Source organism: Tardiphaga sp., assembly GCF_044340795.1.
Lineage (GTDB): Bacteria > Pseudomonadota > Alphaproteobacteria > Rhizobiales > Xanthobacteraceae > Tardiphaga.
Genome location: NZ_JBIISY010000137.1, coordinates 1 through 16183 on the forward strand (window position 1 = coordinate 1; position 16183 = coordinate 16183).

Consider the following 16183-nt stretch of genomic DNA (forward strand, 5'->3'; position numbering starts at 1 on the left):
GGTCGGGTGATGGTCGAGCGCATTGCCCGGCTTGTCGAAGGTCACATCCTCCGGCAGCACGACAGGCAGGTCCTTCGCCGGCACCGGCACTACATCGCATTTTTCGCAATGGATGATCGGGATCGGGCAACCCCAATAGCGCTGGCGCGAAATGCCCCAGTCGCGCAGGCGGAAGTTCACTTCGCGCTTGCCCCAGCCATCCTTCTCGAAGATCGCCAGCGACTTCTTCATCGCCTCTTCGCAGGTCATCACGCCGGGCTCGCCGACCCAGCGGATATATTGCACGGTGTCGGTCTTGGCCGGCACAAAAGCGGTGTTGCCCACGCGCTCGTCGCTGCCGACCGGCACGAATACATCGAGCACGTCGATGCCGTATTTGCGCGCGAAATCGAGGTCGCGCTGGTCATGGGCGGGACAACCGATCACGGCGCCGGTGCCATAATCCATCAGCACGAAGTTTGCGATGTAGAGCGGCAGGTGCCAGTTGGCATCGGCCGGATGCGCGGCCTTGATGCCGGTGTCGAAGCCAAGTTTCTCTGCGGTGTCGATCTCGGCCTGCGAGGTACCGAGCTTGTGGCACTCGTCGATGAAGGCCGCGATCTTCGGATCGCTCTCCGCCAGTTTCTTCGCCAGCGGATGATCCGGCGAGATGGCCGCGAAGGTCGGGCCATACATCGTGTCCGGCCGCGTCGTGAACACCGGCAGCTTCTCGAAGCCTTTCGGCGCGCCGACCAGTCCGAATTCGAAATGCAGGCCTTCGGAACGACCGATCCAGTTGTGCTGCATCAGGCGGACCTTGTCCGGCCAGCGATCCAGCTTCTCCAGTGCGTCGAGCAGGTCCTGCGAATACTTCGTGATCTTGAAGAACCACTGGGTCAGCTCGCGCTGCTCGACGACAGCGCCCGAGCGCCAGCCGCGGCCGTCGATCACCTGCTCATTGGCGAGCACGGTGTGATCAACCGGGTCCCAGTTCACCTTCGACTTCTTGCGCTCGACCAGGCCGGCGGCGAGGAAGTCGGTGAACATCTTCTGCTGATGCTTGTAATAGCTGGGGTCGCAGGTCGCGAATTCGCGCGCCCAGTCCAGCGACAGACCCATGGTCTGCAGCTGCTTCTTCATCGAGGCGATGTTCTCGTAGGTCCACGCCTTCGGCGCCACCTTGCGCTCGATGGCGGCGTTTTCGGCGGGCAGGCCGAAAGCGTCCCAGCCCATCGGATGGAGGACGTTAAAACCCTTGGCGCGCTTCAGCCGCGCCAGCACGTCGCCCATGGTGTAGTTGCGGACATGGCCCATATGGATGCGCCCCGATGGATAGGGAAACATCTCGAGCACGTAATATTTCGGCCGGGGATCCTCATTCTTGGTGGCGAAGATCGCCTTGTCGTCCCACACGCGCTGCCAGCGCGGTTCGGTCTCGCGGGCGTTATAGCGTTCGTTCGTCATCGATTCGGCAGTCTGTTCCGGGGCCTCTAAGGGCCGGGACTAGGCCACAAAAGACCGCGGTGGGTCAATGGGTTAAGCTGGGAAGTCGTGACCCTGTCAAGGTGGGCTCGCGTCGCTTTGGCCACGCTCCCGGAACTAGGCGCTCAGCGACACCGCGGTGTCGAAATTCCGCACAAACCCATGTTCGACCACCGCATTCCGGCCCCGCCGTTTCGCGACATACAGCGCGGCGTCGGCGGCCTCGATCAGATCGCGGGCGGTGTCGAGATGGGCCGGGGCCGCGGCGGCGACGCCGACGCTGACCGTGACGCGCTGATAGGTGCTGGTGGCATGCGGCACCATCAGGTTCCAGATCGCCAGACGGACCATTTCCCCGATCTGCATGCCGGAGGCGGTGTCGATACCCGGCAGCAGCAGGCAGAATTCCTCGCCACCATAGCGCCCGGCAAATCCGGAAACGCGATCGGCCAGTTCTGAAAGCTCGGCGCCGACGCGCGCCAGGCAGGCATCGCCCTGGGGATGGCCATAGCTGTCATTGAACAGCTTGAAGTGATCGACATCGATCATCAGCAGCGCCAGGTCGTCGCCGGATTGCTGGGCGCGCAGCCATTCGAAATCGAGCCGGCTCTGGAAGCCGCGGCGGTTGGCGAGACCGGACAACATGTCCACCGAGGCCAGCACCGTCAGCTGCTCGTTGCTCGCGCGCAATTCACGCTCGCGACCGCGCAGTTGTGCCGCCATGCCATAGAAGGCGCGGGCAAGCGGCACGAATTCCGCCGGCAGCGAACTGCGCGGCATGCGTGCGGACCAGTCGCCGCGGCCGAAGCGCTTGGCCATGGTCGAGATCGCCTGGATCGGCTTGATGATCATGCGCTCGGCCACCACCAGTGCGCCGAGCAGCACGAACAGGCAGACGATGGCGAGCTGGATATAGGCGTTGCGGATCTCGTGATCGGCGACGGCCGATACGCGCGCCTCGTCGATGCTGACGATCAGTTGCGCGCTGGTGCCGGGAATGGTGGCGAAGGATGCTGCGCGCTGGGTGCCGTCATCGGCGGTGAAGGACAGCGAGCCCGACTGCCGCTGGGAATTGCGCAGGTCCGCGGCAATCAAGGGCAGAAGCGACAGGTCGTCCATTGGCCGACCGACGGCCTCGGCATTGTTCGGTGGCGCCGCCAGTACGGTGCCGGCGTGATCGACCAGCAAGGCGGTGACGCCCGGACGTTCGCCGAGATTGCTCATCAACTTCGACATCCAGTCGAGATTCACGGCCGCGAGAATCACGGCGTCGTCGGCGCGGGTTTCGCCGGGCGCAAGATAGGCGGCCATCACCGTCGGCAGATTGGAGAGCCGGCTGAACACATAGTCGCTGACGGTGAACTCGCCGCTCGCGATCGCGTCTTTGAAATAGGGCCGGTCGCTGAAGTTGAACTGGTTGTCGACGACCTCGGGCCAGGTCGAACAGCGTGCGACGCCGTCGACACCTGCGACGGTGAGGCTGCGCAGCCACGGCATGTTGCCGCGCAGGCTGGCGCGCATGATGGCGCAGCTGCGATTCACCTGCGCCGCGGTCGAATAGATATAGGCCGAGGATTTCAGCACCGCCTCGATGGATGCGAACACTTCACGCTGCGCATCGGCGCTGTGCCGCGCGATGCCGGCGAAATCCTGCGAGGCGGCGGCGATCTGCTGGGCGCGGATATTGTGCAGCGAGCGGATGCGCTCGGCCATCAACGGCCCCACCAGAATCAGCGCGAACAGCACCAAACGGGCGCGGATGCCAAGAGCTCCCCTGAGCCTGGCTTTATTGCGGTTGATACCGATGCGTGACATCTTCGGATCCCTGAGCCCCGCAGGACATAGGTACCTCAAAGCCTTCACAAATCCTTTCGCGGAACGCTTAAATTGACGCTGACCACATGAAAGCTCGCGTCTTGGTTGAAAATAATTCAGTGCACGGTTCCATGACGTTAACATCTTCTTCACCAGCCGGCGGGCTCGCCGCCGTCGAGACCGAGATTCGCCGCGCTTGCAAAGAAGCCCGTCGCGAGCGGACTTCTGTCAATTTGATCGCGGTATCGAAGACGTTCGAGGCCGATGCAATCCAGCCCGTGATCGATGCCGGGCAGCGCGTCTTCGGTGAAAACCGCGTCCAGGAGGCCAAGGGCAAATGGCCGGCGCTGGTGGCGGCTCAACCCGCGATTGCGCTGCACCTGATCGGTCCGCTGCAGTCCAACAAGGCGAAGGAAGCGGTGGCCCTGTTCGACGCAATTCACTCCGTCGACCGCCCCTCGCTCTGTGATGCGCTGGCGAAGGAGATCGCGGCGCAGGGCAAGAGCCCGCAGCTCTTCGTCCAGATCAACACCGGCGAGGAGCCGCAGAAAGCCGGCATCGCGCCCGCCGAGGCCGATGATTTCCTCGCCCGCTGCCGCGATCACTGGGGGCTGCAGATCAGTGGCCTGATGTGCATTCCGCCGGTGGACGAGGCAGTGGCGCCGCATTTCGCGCTGACGGCGAAGATCGCGGCGCGAAATGGGCTGAAGGAATTGTCGATGGGCATGAGCGCCGATTTCGCCACGGCGATCCAGTTCGGCGCGACCTATGTGCGCGTGGGATCGGCGATTTTCGGGCATCGCTGATCTGTAGGGTGGGCAAAGCGCAGCGTGCCCACCTTCAAATGCACGGCTGGTGATGGTGGGCACGGCGCAAGGGCGCCTTTGCCCACCCTACATTCACCGACAATCTCACCCGATCACAATCTCCGTCTCCGGCCCGAGCCTTTCCAGCAGGCGCAGCATCGCGCCCTTGCGCATAGCGACGCATCCGGCCGTCGGGCCCCAGTTGTCCCGCGCCAGATGCAGAAACACGGCACTTCCGCGCCCTGCGATCCGCGGCTTCGTGTTCTGATCGATCTCGATGATGAAATCATAGAGGTGATCTTCCCGCGCAAGCCGGTCGCCGCCGACGCCGCGATCGAGCCGGACCGGCTGGTTGTAGTGCCGGTCCCGCGGGTCCTCGCACCAGCCGTCATTCGGTGTGATCAGCCGGATCGGCAGATGCGTGCGCGGGCGCACATGACGATCGCCACGCCACCACAGCCGGATCGGATGAAACACGCCCTGCGGCGTTGCGCCGTCGCCCTCGCGTTTGTTCGCCTTGATTCCGCCGCGGCCCAGCGCGACGGGTATTGTTGTGTGATCGACACTCAGCCAGCCGCGTTGCGGATTTCCCGCTGCAGCGCGTATCAGCACCCGCTTCACCGGGCGATCACGCAAGCTTGTTCGATAAGTACCTGAATTAACGACGTTTCCCATCAAATCCCGCCGCTTCGCCTTGGCTGTTTACCGCAAATGTTCTATTTCGCGCTGCAAAACCACATTCACTGAGAATGCTTGGTTTTTTGCGCTAGACTATGCGGATCGCGAAACCGTGATGATCTCCACTTCATCGCGTTTCAAAGCGCCGAAGCCGCAGCAGCCGTCCAAAGGATTGTCGCAATGCCGAATGCCCGCAAGATCTTGATCGTGGATGACGACACTGATTTGCGCGAGGCGCTGGTCGAGCAATTGTCGCTGCACGAGGAATTCGAGGCCTCCGCCGTCGATACCGGCGCCAAGGGCGCGAGCGCGGCCAAGGCCAATTCTCCCGATCTGGTGCTGATGGATGTCGGCCTGCCCGACACGGATGGCCGCGAAGTGGTGCGCAGCCTGCGCAAGGGCGGCTTCAAGGCGCCGATCATCATGCTCACCGGCCACGATACCGACAGCGATACCATTCTCGGCCTCGAATCCGGCGCTAACGACTATGTCGCAAAACCGTTCCGGTTCGCCGTGCTGCTCGCGCGCATCCGCGCCCAGCTGCGCCAGCACGAAGCTTCCGAGGACGCCGTCTTCACCGTCGGTCCCTACAGCTTCCGTCCGGGCTCGAAGATGCTCACCGGCGCCAATGCCAAGAAGGTGCGGCTGACCGAGAAGGAAACCGCGATCCTGCGCTTCCTCTATCGTGCCGGCCAGATGGCGGTGTCGCGCGAGACGCTGCTGCAGGAAGTGTGGGGCTACAATTCCGGCGTCACCACGCACACGCTCGAAACGCACATCTATCGCCTGCGCCAGAAGATCGAGAAGGACGCGGCCAATCCTGAAATCCTGGTGACGGAAGCCGGTGGCTACAAGTTGGTGCCGTGATACGAATAGTGGACCGATTCGCCATTAGCCCGTTGTTGCCTGCTGCGTCTCCGGTTCACGCGGTTTTGCTGTTCGATTTCTTCTATGTCGATTGAGGATGACGTCTCATTGCTCGAGCGCGTGCCGACCCTGCGTCTGCTGGGGCGTGACGCGTTGCGCGTGATCGCCATCGGCTCCGAACAGCAGGAATTTTCCCGCGGCTCGGTGTTGTTTCGCGAGGACGAGCAGGCGGATTGCGGTTACGTCGTGCAGTCCGGCGCGTTTCGCATCAGCATCGATGACGGCAGCGATCATGAAGTGATGGCAGATCGCGGCACGCTGCTCGGCGAACTGTCCTTGCTGGTCTCGATGCCGCGTCGCTCGACGGCGATAGCCGCGGAATTCTCGAGTGTGATCCGGATCACGCGCAGCCTGTTCCAGCGCGTGCTCGATAGCGATCCCGATGCAGCCGTCCGCCTGCGCAACGACATGGCGACACGGGTGAACGAACTGGCGAGTGATTTCGCGCAGGTTAGGTCGAAGCTGGGGTGACTTGTAGCCCGGATGGAGCGTAGCGAAATCCGGGGATGTCGAACTAACTGAAACCCCGGTCCCCGGATTGCGCTTTGCTTCATCCGGGCTACAGCCTCAACTACACATCCATCACCACCGTCACCGGTACGTGATCCGACGGCCGCTCCCAGCCGCGGGCATCGCGCAGCACCTGATAGTCGCTCACAGAATCCTTCAGCGCGCTCGATACCCAGATGTGATCCAGCCGCCGGCCGCGATTCGATGCGGCCCAGTCGGCGGCGCGGTAGCTCCACCACGTATAGATCTTCTCCGACAGCGGAATGCGCTCGCGCGCGACGTCGATCCAGTTGCCTTCGCTCTGTACGGCCAGCAATTTCTCGCATTCGATCGGCGTGTGCGAGACGATCTTCAGCATCTGCTTGTGCGACCACACATCGTTTTCATGCGGCGCCACGTTGAGATCGCCAACGAGAATATGCCGGGCATCGCCGCGCGGATGCAGGCCGTCGCAGGTCTTCATCTCGTCGAGAAACGAGAGCTTGTGCGCGAACTTGGGATTGACCTCGGGATCGGCAATGTCGCCACCCGCCGGCACGTAGAAATCATGCACGATCAGCGGTGCGGTGAGCCCGGCCTGCGCGCCGAAGGCCACCGAGATGTGGCGCGAATCCAGCTTGTCGCAGAACACGCGGATGTCGGTGGCGTCGAACGGCAGTTTCGAGACGATGGCAACGCCGTGATAGCCCTTCTGCCCGTTCAGCGCGATGTGGTTGTAGCCGAGCTGCTTGAAGCGCTTCAGCGGAAACGCGTCGTCGGGGCATTTGGTCTCCTGCAGGCACAGCACGTCGGGCTGCACGGACTGCAGGAAGTCAGCGACGAGTTCGATACGCAGGCGGACGGAATTGATGTTCCAGGTGGTGAGGGTGAGGCGCATGGCGCCCTTGTAGCCCGGATGGAGCGAAGCGCAATCCGGGATTCAGAGCTTCCACATCTCGCCGGTTCCCGGATGACGCTTACGCATTATCCGGGCTACAGGTCCGAGCCTAATTCGCGCCGCCGCTGGGATATCTCGCAAAGTCGATCTTGAACAAACCCGGATCCGGCTTCTTCACCGTATCCAGGTTGTAGATCGCCACCGTGGTGTCGTAGCCCTGCGGATCGGTGATGGTCCACTGCTTGAGCTGGCCGTCCTTGGTGCCGATCATCAGCATCAGACGCGAGGTGCCGACCACGGCATTGCGCTCCTCGATGATGACGGACGTGTAGAGCTCGTCCGAGGTCACCGCGACGACATTGGTGTCCTTCATCAGATCGATGCGATCCGACAGGAGATAGCGCAGCGGCGTCTGTGACAGCGGGTAGATGTCCTGGGTCGCCAGCTTGGTATCGCGCACCGCCAGCGACTGGCCGTCCGCCACCATCGCGATCGGCGTCGGCGCATCGTATTCGAAGCGCACCTTGCCTGGCTTCTGGATGTAGAAATCGCCCGTGGTGCGGCTGCCGTCGGGGCCGACCTGGACGAAATTGCCCGACAGCGTCGAGAGGTTCGACAGATAGGCGCTGACCTTCGCCGCCGATGCCTTCTGGTTGGCATCGAAGGTCATGAAGATGCTGGCCGGCTTGTTGCGGCGCGGATCGGGGATCACCGGCTCTGGCGGCTTGGTCTGCCGCGGCGCCTGGGCCTGCTGCACGGGCGTGACGATGGCCGGCTGCCGGTTTGGCTGCGTTTCGGATGCCGCCACCTGGAAGCTCGCGGCATTGCGCGCCTTCGGTGCCGGGCGCGGGAATGGCGTCGTCTGCGCCTGCGCTGATGACATCATGATGCCGACAGCAAAAGTCGCGGCAATGCCCGCAGCGCTGGTGCGCAGGAGGGGCTGCTGTGCGGCGTATCGGGTGTCGCGTTTCATCAAAACGTCGTCCTGCTCGGCGATGTCGTCCGCGGCGCATTCTAGCGAATGATCCGATGGCTTGAAATCGTGGGATTCAACACGGTCCGACGTCACGTCCGCCGCATGCGTTGGCCGTAGCCCCGCGCTGTGGCGATTTCGCGACCCCATCTGCGCCTCTTGCGCGTGTTTGTTCCAAGGTACTGTCACGCGCTCAGAAACCGCTCTCTTCTTCCGCAATCAGGATCTCGCGCTTGCCGGCATGGTTCGGCTGGCCCACGACCCCTTCATTTTCCATTCGTTCGATCAGCGAGGCTGCGCGGTTGTAGCCGATCTGCAGGCGGCGCTGGATGTAGCTGGTGGACGCCTTGCGGTCGCGCTTCACGATGGCGACGGCCTGCTGATAGAGGTCGCCGCCACCATCGCTGCCCATGCCGGTATTGTCGAACACCGCGCCGTCTTCGCCTTCTTCCGGCTCCTCGGCGGTGACCGCCTCGAGATATTCCGGCTCGCCCTGGGTCTTGAGGTGTTTGACGACCTTCTCGACTTCCTCGTCCGACACGAACGGCCCGTGCACGCGCGAGATGCGGCCGCCGCCGGCCATGTAGAGCATGTCACCGCGGCCGAGCAGCTGTTCGGCGCCCATCTCACCAAGGATGGTGCGGCTGTCGATCTTCGACGTCACCTGGAAGGAGATGCGCGTCGGGAAGTTCGCCTTGATGGTGCCGGTGATGACGTCCACCGACGGGCGCTGCGTGGCGAGCACGACGTGAAGACCGGCAGCACGTGCCATCTGCGCGAGGCGCTGCACCAGGCCCTCGATGTCCTTGCCGGCCACCATCATCAGGTCGGCCATTTCGTCGACGATGATGACGATATAGGGCAGCGGCGAGAGGTCGAGCTTCTCTTCCTCGTAGATCGCCTTGCCGGTTTCCTTGTCGAAGCCGGTGTGGACCGTGCGGGTGAGTTCCTCGCCCTTCTTACCGGCCTCAATCAGGCGCGCATTGTAGCCGTCGATATTGCGCACGCCGAGCTTGGCCATGCGCTTGTAGCGCTCTTCCATCTCGCGCACCGCCCATTTCAGCGCGACGACGGCCTTCTTCGGATCGGTCACGACGGGCGTAAGGAGATGCGGGATGCCGTCATAAACGGACAGTTCGAGCATTTTCGGATCGACCATGATCAGGCGGCACTGATCGGGCCGCAGCCGATAGACCAGGCTGAGGATCATGGTGTTGATGGCCACCGACTTACCCGAACCGGTGGTACCGGCGATCAGCATATGCGGTGTGCGCGCGAGATCGATAATGATGCTTTCGCCGCCGATATTCTTGCCGAGGCAGAGCGGCAGCTTGATGCCTTCGTTGGTGTCCTGCACCTGCAGGAGTTCGCGCAAGTAAACGTTTTCGCGATGCTGGTTCGGCAATTCGATGCCGATGGCATTGCGGCCGGGGACGACGGCGACGCGTGCCGAGAGGGCGCTCATGGAGCGCGCGATATCGTCGGCGAGACCGATCACGCGCGACGACTTGATGCCCGGTGCGGGTTCGAGTTCGTACAGCGTGACGACGGGGCCGGGATTGGCTTTGACGATTTCGCCGCGCACGCCAAAATCCTGCAGCACGCCTTCCAGCGCGCGCGAATTGGCTTCGAGTTCAGCCTTGCTGAGCGGCTTGCGATCGGCGGCCTTCGGCGCCGTGAGCATGCCGACGGACGGCAGTTCGAACTTGCCGCTGTTGTTCTTGCGGACCGTTTCTTTCGCAGAAGATTTCTTGCGCGCCTTGGGTGCGGGCTGTTCCTCGACCTCTTCTTCCTCTTCCTCGTATTCCTCTTCTTCCTCCTCCTCGTGCTCGTCGTCTTCATACTCGTCATGCGGAGCGATCGACGGGCTCGGGCGACGGCCGCCGAGATTCGGCTCCTGACGCTCGAAGGCAGCTGCGCGCGGTTCGCCGCCGGAGGTGACGAATTTGGCATAGAGGAAGGACAGTACGCGGCCGATGCGCGCCTTGGTGCTCATCACGCCGTGGAAGAACCAGCCGAGCGACACAGAGAAGGAGCGGCGATCCTTCTCCTCATCGACGTCCTCGAATGGCTCGTCATCGATGTCCTCGATTTCCGGGAATTCTTCCTTCGCCTTGGCGCCATAGCCGCAGGCGAAGATGAACGTCACCGCCATCAGGGCGCAGAAGATGGCACCGAGTACGAAGCGATAGATGAAGCCGACAGGGCCGAACACGACGGCCGGCGCGCGGAACAGCGCATCGCCCACCACGCCGCCGACGCCGGTCGGCAGCGGCCACGAGCCGCCATGCTGCCAGCAGCTGGCGAAGCCCGACGCGAAGACGGTGCAGAGCAGCCAGCAGGTGAAGCGCAGTGCTTCACGATCGAAGTGCCGATGCGTCATCATCCGCCAGCCCCAGACGGCGACGGTGAGGATCATCATGATGGCGCCGAGGCCGAGGATCTGCATCAGCAGATCCGCGCCGATCGCGCCGGGATAGCCGACGACATTCCGGATCGCGCGCGATGTGGCGTGCGACAGGCTCGGGTCCTGTACGGACCACGTCATCATCGCAGCCGCAGCCACGCCGGCGATGCCGACAAGGGCAAAGCCCATCAGCTCGCGCAGCCGCCGCCCCAGCGCCTCGCGGAGCGAGGCGGGCAGGTGCCCGACCAGAGGAATGACACGTTCGATCGTGGTGCTCATGCTTGCTGCGCGCCCCTGCGATCAGCCGAGAATCTTGACGATGCGATGTAGCGCCTCGGCGGTGGTATCGCTGTCCTGAACCATGGCGATCCGGATGTAGCCGGCGCCGGGATTGCTGCCATCGGGCTGCGTCCGGGCGAGGTAACTGCCGGGGACGACGCGGACTCCGCCGTCTCTGTAAAGCCGCACTGTCGCCTCTTCGTCGCCTCCACATTTCGAGACATCGAGCCACAAACAGAAGCCGCCGGCGGGCCGTTTGTAGCCGTACCGATTACCGAGGATCTGGTCGGCGAGGTCGAATTTCAGCCCGTAAAGCCTGCGGTTTTCCTCCACATGGCTCTCGTCGCTATAGGCGGCGACGGCGACCTGCTGCAGCGGAATCGGTACCTGGGGGGCGGCGACATTACGCAACTCGTGGAATGCGCTGAGGAATTTCCTGTCGCCTGCGACGAAGCCGACGCGCATGCCGGGCAGGTTGGAGCGCTTCGACAGCGATTGGAACGCGACGACGTTCTGGAAGTCGGGGCCGGCGTGCGCCAGCATGCTGCCGGGCGCGTCGCGGGTATAGATCTCGGAATAGCATTCGTCGGACAGCACGATGAAGCCGTGCTTGAGGCTCAGCGCATGCAGCTGCCTGAAATATTCCGGTGTGGCCACAGCACCTTGCGGGTTGGCCGGCGAGGCGATGTAGATCGCCACAGTTCGCCGCAAGAGTGCCTCATCCATCTTCGTGAGGTCAGGAAGAAACCCGTTTTCGAGGGTGGTGGGCAGGAAAACCGGCTCGCACCCCGCTGCCCGGGCCCCCGCGCCATAGGCCGGATAGAACGGATTCGGCAGCAAAATCGCGGGCTTACCCTCGCGCAGCCCGACATAACGCGCCGCCGCGATGCCGGCGAAGAACAGTCCCTCACGACTGCCATTCAGCACCAGGACTTCCGTCTCCGCATCCACCGCACGCGGCAGCTTGAAGCGCTTTTCCATCCAGCGCGCCGCAGCCTCGCGAAACGGCGCGATGCCCTTGGCGATCGGATAGCGTCCGAAATCATTGATATGCTTGGCCAAAATCGGCCCGACAAAGTCCGGCACCGGATGTTGCGGTTCGCCCAGCGACAGCGTGATCAGCGGCAAACCGGGCTGATACGGCGCCAGCAACTCCGTCAGCCGCGCAAATGGCGAGCGCTCGCCATCCGGTCCCGCCGAAGTCCGGGACGCACCATGCAACTGTGGAGGAGTCGTGGAAGCCATCTGAAAAACGCCAGTACTTTCAACGCCGCCGATCGCCCGATGGCATCGGCAGGAATGGGATCAGACCACCATAGATGGGGCGAGGTTAAGGCCCGATTAACCATGGACGGGTGGGAGTTTGAACGGCTAGTCTTACCTTTGCTTCTGCAGGTAGAGCCTCGGGAGAATTCAATGACAGAAATACTCACCGAAGAAGGTTCGGTGACGATACCGAAGGCGGTCCAGGACCATCTTGGTATTGCGCCGGGCAGCCCCGTACAATTTCGCGTCGCTACCGATGGCAAGGTCGTGCTTGAAAAAGCACCCGAACAGCGACCTTCCGGCCGTTTTGAAAGCCTGCGCGGAATCGCGGGACCAGGCATGTCGACCGATGAAATGATGGCGCTCCTTCGCGGAGAGCCCGAGTGACGCTCGTCGATTCCAATGTTCTGCTCGACGTTATGATCGCTGGGCAACATTGGGCGACGTGGTCTGAACATCAGCTTGACGGAGCCGCTCGCAACGGACCGCTGATTATTAATGACATCATCTATGCTGAAGTCTCAGCTCGTTTTAATGAAGTTGAGATTCTAGACGAAAGTCTCGCGAAGAATGCGATCACTCTTACTCCAATGCCAAGAGCTGCATTGTTTCTCGCAAGCAAGACCTTCGTGCGATATCGCCGCGCGGGTGGTATTCGCACTGGCGTACTTCCAGACTTCTTCGTAGGCGCCCACGCCACGGTCGCGAACATCCCGCTTCTTACCCGTGACCGGCGTCGCTACCGAACTTACTTCCCGACTGTCACGCTGATAGCGCCTGACGAAAACCCGGTTTGATCAGCCCCAAAAAGTGAAGGGCCCCAGCTTGCGCTGGAGCCCTTCGACGATCGGGACATTGCCGGGTATTGCCCCAATCGATCCCTGAAGCTCCGGCGCCGCAGCGCCGGAATAAGGCACTTACATGTTGTAGGCGCGTTCGGTGTGCTCGGTGACGTCGAGGCCTTCGCGCTCGACTTCGACCGTGACGCGCAGGCCTACGATCACATCGACGACCTTGAAGATGATCGCCGAACCGATGCCCGAGAGCACGATGGTCAGCAGGACGCCCTTGCTCTGTGCCAGCATCTGGGTGACGAAGTCGTAGTCGCCGATCTTGCCAGCGACATAGTCCATCACGCCGGTGCCGCCGAGGGCCGGGTTGACCAGGATGCCGGTGCCGAGCGCGCCGATGATGCCGCCGACGCAGTGGACGCCGAACACATCGAGGGAGTCGTCATAGCCGAGCGCGTTCTTCACGGTGGTGCAGAAGAACAGGCAGACGAAGCCTGCGACGAGGCCGAGCACCAGGGCGCCCATCGGACCGGAGAAACCGGCGGCCGGGGTGACGGCCACGAGGCCGGCAACCGCGCCCGAGGCAGCACCCAGCAGCGACGGATGACCCTTGGTCAGCCATTCCGCGAACAGCCAGGCCAGTGCGGCCGCAGCGGTGGCGAGGAAGGTGTTGACCATCGCGAGGCCTGCGCCGCCCGATGCTTCGAGGTTCGAACCGACGTTGAAGCCGAACCAGCCAACCCAGAGCAGCGAAGCGCCGATCATGGTCATGGTCAGTGAGTGCGGAGCCATCAGCTCCTTGCCGTAGCCGGTGCGCTTGCCGATGATCAGGCAGCCGACGAGGCCCGCGATACCGGCATTGATGTGCACCACGGTGCCGCCGGCGAAGTCGAGCGCGCCCCACAGGAAGATCTGGCCGCCATCGGCCATCACTTCATCAAGCTTGGCCTGCGCCGCAGCCTTCGCATCGGGAGCCGCAGCGGCAACAGCCTTGGCAGCTGCAACGATCGCGTCCGGACCGGCCCAGTACCAGACCATGTGGGCCATCGGGAAGTAGATCAGCGTGACCCAGAGCGGCACGAACAGCGCGACGGCCGCGAACTTGGTGCGTTCCGCGAAGGCGCCGACGATCAGCGACGGGGTGATCGCTGCGAAGGTCATCTGGAAGCAGAAATAGACCATTTCCTGCACGGCGACGTCAGCCGAGAAGGTGCCCGCCATGGATTCCGGCGTGATGCCGGCCATGAAGGCCTTGGAGAAGCCGCCGATGAAAGCGGAGCCGCCGGTGAAGGTGATGCTGTAGCCGTAGACGGCCCAGATGATCATGACGATACAGACGGTGTAGAGGATCTGCATCAGCACCGAGAGCATGTTCTTCGAGCGGACGAGGCCGCCATAGAACAGCGCGAGGCCGGGAATGGTCATTAGCAGCACGAGGACCGTCGAGGTCATCAGCCAGGCATTGTCGCCCTTGTTGATCGTCGGTTCGGCGTGAGCCGCGGTTGCGGCAAGTAGACCGACGGCAAGTGCCGCCAATCCCGCGCCAGATGGACGCTTGAACGTCATTTTGTGAGACTCCTGATTGAAGAAACTGGATTGATTGCGAGAGGGAAAGACTTGGCGGGGATGCGGGCGCTCAGAGCGCCGCGGCATCGGCCTCGCCGGTGCGGATACGAACGGCGTGTTCGAGGCTGATGACGAAGATCTTGCCATCGCCGATCTGGCCGGTCTTAGCCGCCGAGGAGATCGCGTCGATGGTCTTGTCCACCTGGTCGGAGGCGACAGCGACTTCGATCTTGATCTTCGGGAGGAAGCTCACCGCATATTCGGCGCCGCGATAGATTTCGGTGTGGCCCTTCTGGCGGCCGTAGCCTTTGACTTCCGTCACCGTCAAACCGTGAACGCCAATGGCGGTCAGGGCATCACGGACTTCCTCAAGCTTGAATGGCTTGATGATCGCCATAACAATTTTCATGGGTCCTATCCCCGCTAGGCCCGACGAATGGTCGGGCGATCTCGACTGAGGTTCCCACGCGGAGAAATTCACAACGCGGTCGCAGCCTGACCTGATAGAATCAAATGCCGTGCCAACTCGTTGAACATGCCTAACGGCTTGTGAAGTCGCGGCTTTTCCCGCTTTGCACCATTGGTCGCCGAGTGCGCTATTCGGTCGCGCTCAAAGTCTAGCCAATCCTGCCTAAAACAAAAGCATGACAGGCTGTCGACACAATCCTGCTTAGGCGGAAGGCAAGAAACCGGTATTCCGCCACGCAGATTTTCGGCAGATGCTCGGGAAATGTCTATTTTGGAGGCCGGTTCAGCTCCTGCGAGCAGGATCAGCTAAGCTCAATCGAATCCACGTTGAGCCGATAAGCGCTCAGAGTGCGTCGCTGTCGGTCTCACCGGTCCGGATGCGGAGGGCGCGGTCGATGGGGGTGACGAAGATCTTGCCGTCGCCGATCTGGCCGGTGCGGGCGCTGGACGACAGGACCTCAACGGTCCGGTCGGCGAGGTTGGAATCGACCGCGATCTCGATGCGCAGCTTGGGCAGGAAATTCACGATATATTCGGCGCCGCGATACATCTCGGTATGGCCCTTCTGTCGGCCATAGCCCTTCACCTCGGTCACGGTCATGCCATGCACGCCGATGGCGGTCAGGGCCTGACGCACCTCATCGAGCTTGAACGGTTTGATGATCGCGACCACGAGCTTCATGACAGGTATCCTGTTTGGGGCAATCCCGAGCCTTTGCTTACGCAATCATGCGACACATGGCCATAGGGTCGGACCTCTACAGAAGGCAGACACCGCCCACATAGGCCCGGCGCTGGCGGACGATGCTCACGCGTTCGAACAATTCGGCCTTGGTGAAGGGGTCGGCGGCGATGAAGGCTTCGGCCTCGGCGCGCTCCTCGGTGTCGAGTACATAGATGCCGCCGCCGAGATCGCTGCCGTCGTCATGCAGCTTGGCCCCGCAGGCGAGCAGCTTCCTGGCGTGCTCGGCGAGAAAGGCCAGATGCGCAGGGCGATGTTCGGCGCGGATGGCCTGGCTGCCGGGCTTGTCCCAGGTCTCGATCACATAGGGCATCGGTAATCGTCCTCAGCTCTTCGGCTTCTCGCGGCGCTCGCGCACGGAGCCTTCCTGCGCGACGGACGCCACCAGCGTGCCATCGGGCTTGAAGATCATGCCGCGGGCGAGACCGCGGCCGTTCTGGGCGCTCGGCGAATCCTGGCTGTAGAGCAGCCATTCATCGGCGCGGAACGGGCGGTGAAACCACATGGCGTGATCGAGGCTCGCAGCCATCGCCTGCCCATCGAACAACGTGCGGCCATAGCGCGACATGATGGAATCGAGCAGCGAGAAATCCGACGCATAAGCCAGCGCGCACATA

17 protein-coding genes are annotated in these 16183 nt (G+C 62.6%); 5 read left to right on the top strand and 12 right to left on the bottom strand.

Going from position 1 to position 16183, the window contains the following annotated elements:
• Positions 1 to 1443: leucine--tRNA ligase (leuS, locus tag ACIQ17_RS20520; RefSeq protein ID WP_398470927.1), on the bottom strand; the 1443-nt coding region annotated here is incomplete at its 3' end.
• Between the two features lie 135 nt (positions 1444 to 1578).
• Entirely contained in the window at positions 1579 to 3276 is a 1698-nt protein-coding gene (locus ACIQ17_RS20525; RefSeq protein ID WP_398470928.1) for a diguanylate cyclase domain-containing protein, read from the bottom strand.
• Between the two features lie 131 nt (positions 3277 to 3407).
• On the opposite strand from ACIQ17_RS20525, the gene ACIQ17_RS20530 reads away from it, so the two are divergent.
• Positions 3408 to 4082, top strand: coding sequence for a YggS family pyridoxal phosphate-dependent enzyme (locus ACIQ17_RS20530; protein ID WP_398470930.1), 675 nt, complete (start codon positions 3408 to 3410; stop codon positions 4080 to 4082).
• A gap of 105 nt (positions 4083 to 4187) precedes the next feature.
• Here the strand turns inward: ACIQ17_RS20530 and ACIQ17_RS20535 are convergent, their stop codons facing one another.
• Positions 4188 to 4757: a L,D-transpeptidase gene (locus tag ACIQ17_RS20535; RefSeq protein ID WP_398470931.1), complete on the bottom strand. Its 570-nt coding sequence runs from the start codon at positions 4755 to 4757 to the stop codon at positions 4188 to 4190.
• Between the two features lie 183 nt (positions 4758 to 4940).
• Between ACIQ17_RS20535 and ACIQ17_RS20540 the strand changes: the two genes are divergently transcribed.
• A complete protein-coding gene (locus ACIQ17_RS20540) occupies positions 4941 to 5627 on the top strand; it encodes a response regulator transcription factor (RefSeq protein ID WP_211911066.1) in 687 nt (228 codons plus the stop codon).
• 84 nt (positions 5628 to 5711) lie between these two features.
• Positions 5712 to 6158: a cyclic nucleotide-binding domain-containing protein gene (locus ACIQ17_RS20545; RefSeq protein ID WP_398470932.1), complete on the top strand. Its 447-nt coding sequence runs from the start codon at positions 5712 to 5714 to the stop codon at positions 6156 to 6158.
• A 100-nt stretch (positions 6159 to 6258) separates the two neighbouring features.
• On the opposite strand, the gene ACIQ17_RS20550 is transcribed toward ACIQ17_RS20545, so the two are convergent.
• The 4 genes from ACIQ17_RS20550 to ACIQ17_RS20565 all read right to left on the bottom strand — a co-directional run bounded on the left by ACIQ17_RS20550 (position 6259) and on the right by ACIQ17_RS20565 (position 11978).
• Positions 6259 to 7074 (bottom strand): exodeoxyribonuclease III, encoded by an 816-nt coding sequence (locus tag ACIQ17_RS20550; RefSeq protein ID WP_398470933.1) that lies wholly within the window; start codon positions 7072 to 7074, stop codon positions 6259 to 6261.
• Positions 7075 to 7183: 109 nt separating this feature from the next.
• A complete protein-coding gene (locus tag ACIQ17_RS20555; protein ID WP_398470934.1) occupies positions 7184 to 8047 on the bottom strand; it encodes an outer-membrane lipoprotein carrier protein LolA in 864 nt (287 codons plus the stop codon).
• 193 nt (positions 8048 to 8240) lie between these two features.
• Entirely contained in the window at positions 8241 to 10733 is a 2493-nt protein-coding gene (locus tag ACIQ17_RS20560; RefSeq protein ID WP_398470935.1) for a DNA translocase FtsK, read from the bottom strand.
• A 21-nt stretch (positions 10734 to 10754) separates the two neighbouring features.
• Entirely contained in the window at positions 10755 to 11978 is a 1224-nt protein-coding gene (locus tag ACIQ17_RS20565; protein ID WP_398470936.1) for an aminotransferase class I/II-fold pyridoxal phosphate-dependent enzyme, read from the bottom strand.
• Between the two features lie 171 nt (positions 11979 to 12149).
• On the opposite strand from ACIQ17_RS20565, the gene ACIQ17_RS20570 reads away from it, so the two are divergent.
• Together ACIQ17_RS20570 and ACIQ17_RS20575 are read left to right on the top strand one after the other, a co-directional pair.
• Positions 12150 to 12386 (top strand): AbrB/MazE/SpoVT family DNA-binding domain-containing protein, encoded by a 237-nt coding sequence (locus ACIQ17_RS20570; RefSeq protein ID WP_398470937.1) that lies wholly within the window; start codon positions 12150 to 12152, stop codon positions 12384 to 12386.
• Positions 12383 to 12796, top strand: coding sequence for a PIN domain-containing protein (locus ACIQ17_RS20575; RefSeq protein WP_398470938.1), 414 nt, complete (start codon positions 12383 to 12385; stop codon positions 12794 to 12796). Before ACIQ17_RS20570 ends, ACIQ17_RS20575 begins: the two co-directional genes overlap by 4 nt.
• A gap of 120 nt (positions 12797 to 12916) precedes the next feature.
• On the opposite strand, the gene ACIQ17_RS20580 is transcribed toward ACIQ17_RS20575, so the two are convergent.
• The 5 genes from ACIQ17_RS20580 to ACIQ17_RS20600 form a co-directional block, all read right to left on the bottom strand.
• Positions 12917 to 14356 (bottom strand): ammonium transporter, encoded by a 1440-nt coding sequence (locus ACIQ17_RS20580; protein ID WP_398470939.1) that lies wholly within the window; start codon positions 14354 to 14356, stop codon positions 12917 to 12919.
• A 70-nt stretch (positions 14357 to 14426) separates the two neighbouring features.
• Complete coding sequence (locus tag ACIQ17_RS20585) at positions 14427 to 14765, bottom strand: P-II family nitrogen regulator (protein ID WP_211911057.1); 339 nt, start codon at positions 14763 to 14765, stop codon at positions 14427 to 14429.
• Positions 14766 to 15167: 402 nt separating this feature from the next.
• A complete protein-coding gene (locus ACIQ17_RS20590) occupies positions 15168 to 15506 on the bottom strand; it encodes a P-II family nitrogen regulator (RefSeq protein ID WP_398470940.1) in 339 nt (112 codons plus the stop codon).
• A 76-nt stretch (positions 15507 to 15582) separates the two neighbouring features.
• The gene (locus tag ACIQ17_RS20595; protein ID WP_398470942.1) at positions 15583 to 15879 is read right to left on the bottom strand and encodes a YciI family protein; all 297 of its coding nucleotides are present in this window, start codon (positions 15877 to 15879) and stop codon (positions 15583 to 15585) included.
• Between the two features lie 12 nt (positions 15880 to 15891).
• Positions 15892 to 16183, bottom strand: a 292-nt coding sequence (locus ACIQ17_RS20600) for an acyl-CoA thioesterase (protein WP_398470943.1), incomplete at its 5' end; no start/stop codon positions are given.

What these genes read in the sequence shown, in the direction of transcription:
- ACIQ17_RS20595 (WP_398470942.1), bottom strand. Translation starts at nt 15,879, where the DNA reads ATGCCCTATGTGATCGAGACCTGGGACAAGCCCGGCAGCCAGGCCATC.
- ACIQ17_RS20565 (WP_398470936.1), bottom strand. Translation starts at nt 11,978, where the DNA reads ATGGCTTCCACGACTCCTCCACAGTTGCATGGTGCGTCCCGGACTTCG.
- ACIQ17_RS20540 (WP_211911066.1), top strand. Translation starts at nt 4,941, where the DNA reads ATGCCGAATGCCCGCAAGATCTTGATCGTGGATGACGACACTGATTTG.
- ACIQ17_RS20585 (WP_211911057.1), bottom strand. Translation starts at nt 14,765, where the DNA reads ATGAAAATTGTTATGGCGATCATCAAGCCATTCAAGCTTGAGGAAGTC.
- ACIQ17_RS20580 (WP_398470939.1), bottom strand. Translation starts at nt 14,356, where the DNA reads ATGACGTTCAAGCGTCCATCTGGCGCGGGATTGGCGGCACTTGCCGTC.
- ACIQ17_RS20590 (WP_398470940.1), bottom strand. Translation starts at nt 15,506, where the DNA reads ATGAAGCTCGTGGTCGCGATCATCAAACCGTTCAAGCTCGATGAGGTG.
- ACIQ17_RS20570 (WP_398470937.1), top strand. Translation starts at nt 12,150, where the DNA reads ATGACAGAAATACTCACCGAAGAAGGTTCGGTGACGATACCGAAGGCG.
- ACIQ17_RS20550 (WP_398470933.1), bottom strand. Translation starts at nt 7,074, where the DNA reads ATGCGCCTCACCCTCACCACCTGGAACATCAATTCCGTCCGCCTGCGT.
- ACIQ17_RS20535 (WP_398470931.1), bottom strand. Translation starts at nt 4,757, where the DNA reads ATGGGAAACGTCGTTAATTCAGGTACTTATCGAACAAGCTTGCGTGAT.
- ACIQ17_RS20560 (WP_398470935.1), bottom strand. Translation starts at nt 10,733, where the DNA reads ATGAGCACCACGATCGAACGTGTCATTCCTCTGGTCGGGCACCTGCCC.
- ACIQ17_RS20530 (WP_398470930.1), top strand. Translation starts at nt 3,408, where the DNA reads ATGACGTTAACATCTTCTTCACCAGCCGGCGGGCTCGCCGCCGTCGAG.
- ACIQ17_RS20555 (WP_398470934.1), bottom strand. Translation starts at nt 8,047, where the DNA reads ATGAAACGCGACACCCGATACGCCGCACAGCAGCCCCTCCTGCGCACC.
- ACIQ17_RS20545 (WP_398470932.1), top strand. Translation starts at nt 5,712, where the DNA reads ATGTCGATTGAGGATGACGTCTCATTGCTCGAGCGCGTGCCGACCCTG.
- ACIQ17_RS20525 (WP_398470928.1), bottom strand. Translation starts at nt 3,276, where the DNA reads ATGTCACGCATCGGTATCAACCGCAATAAAGCCAGGCTCAGGGGAGCT.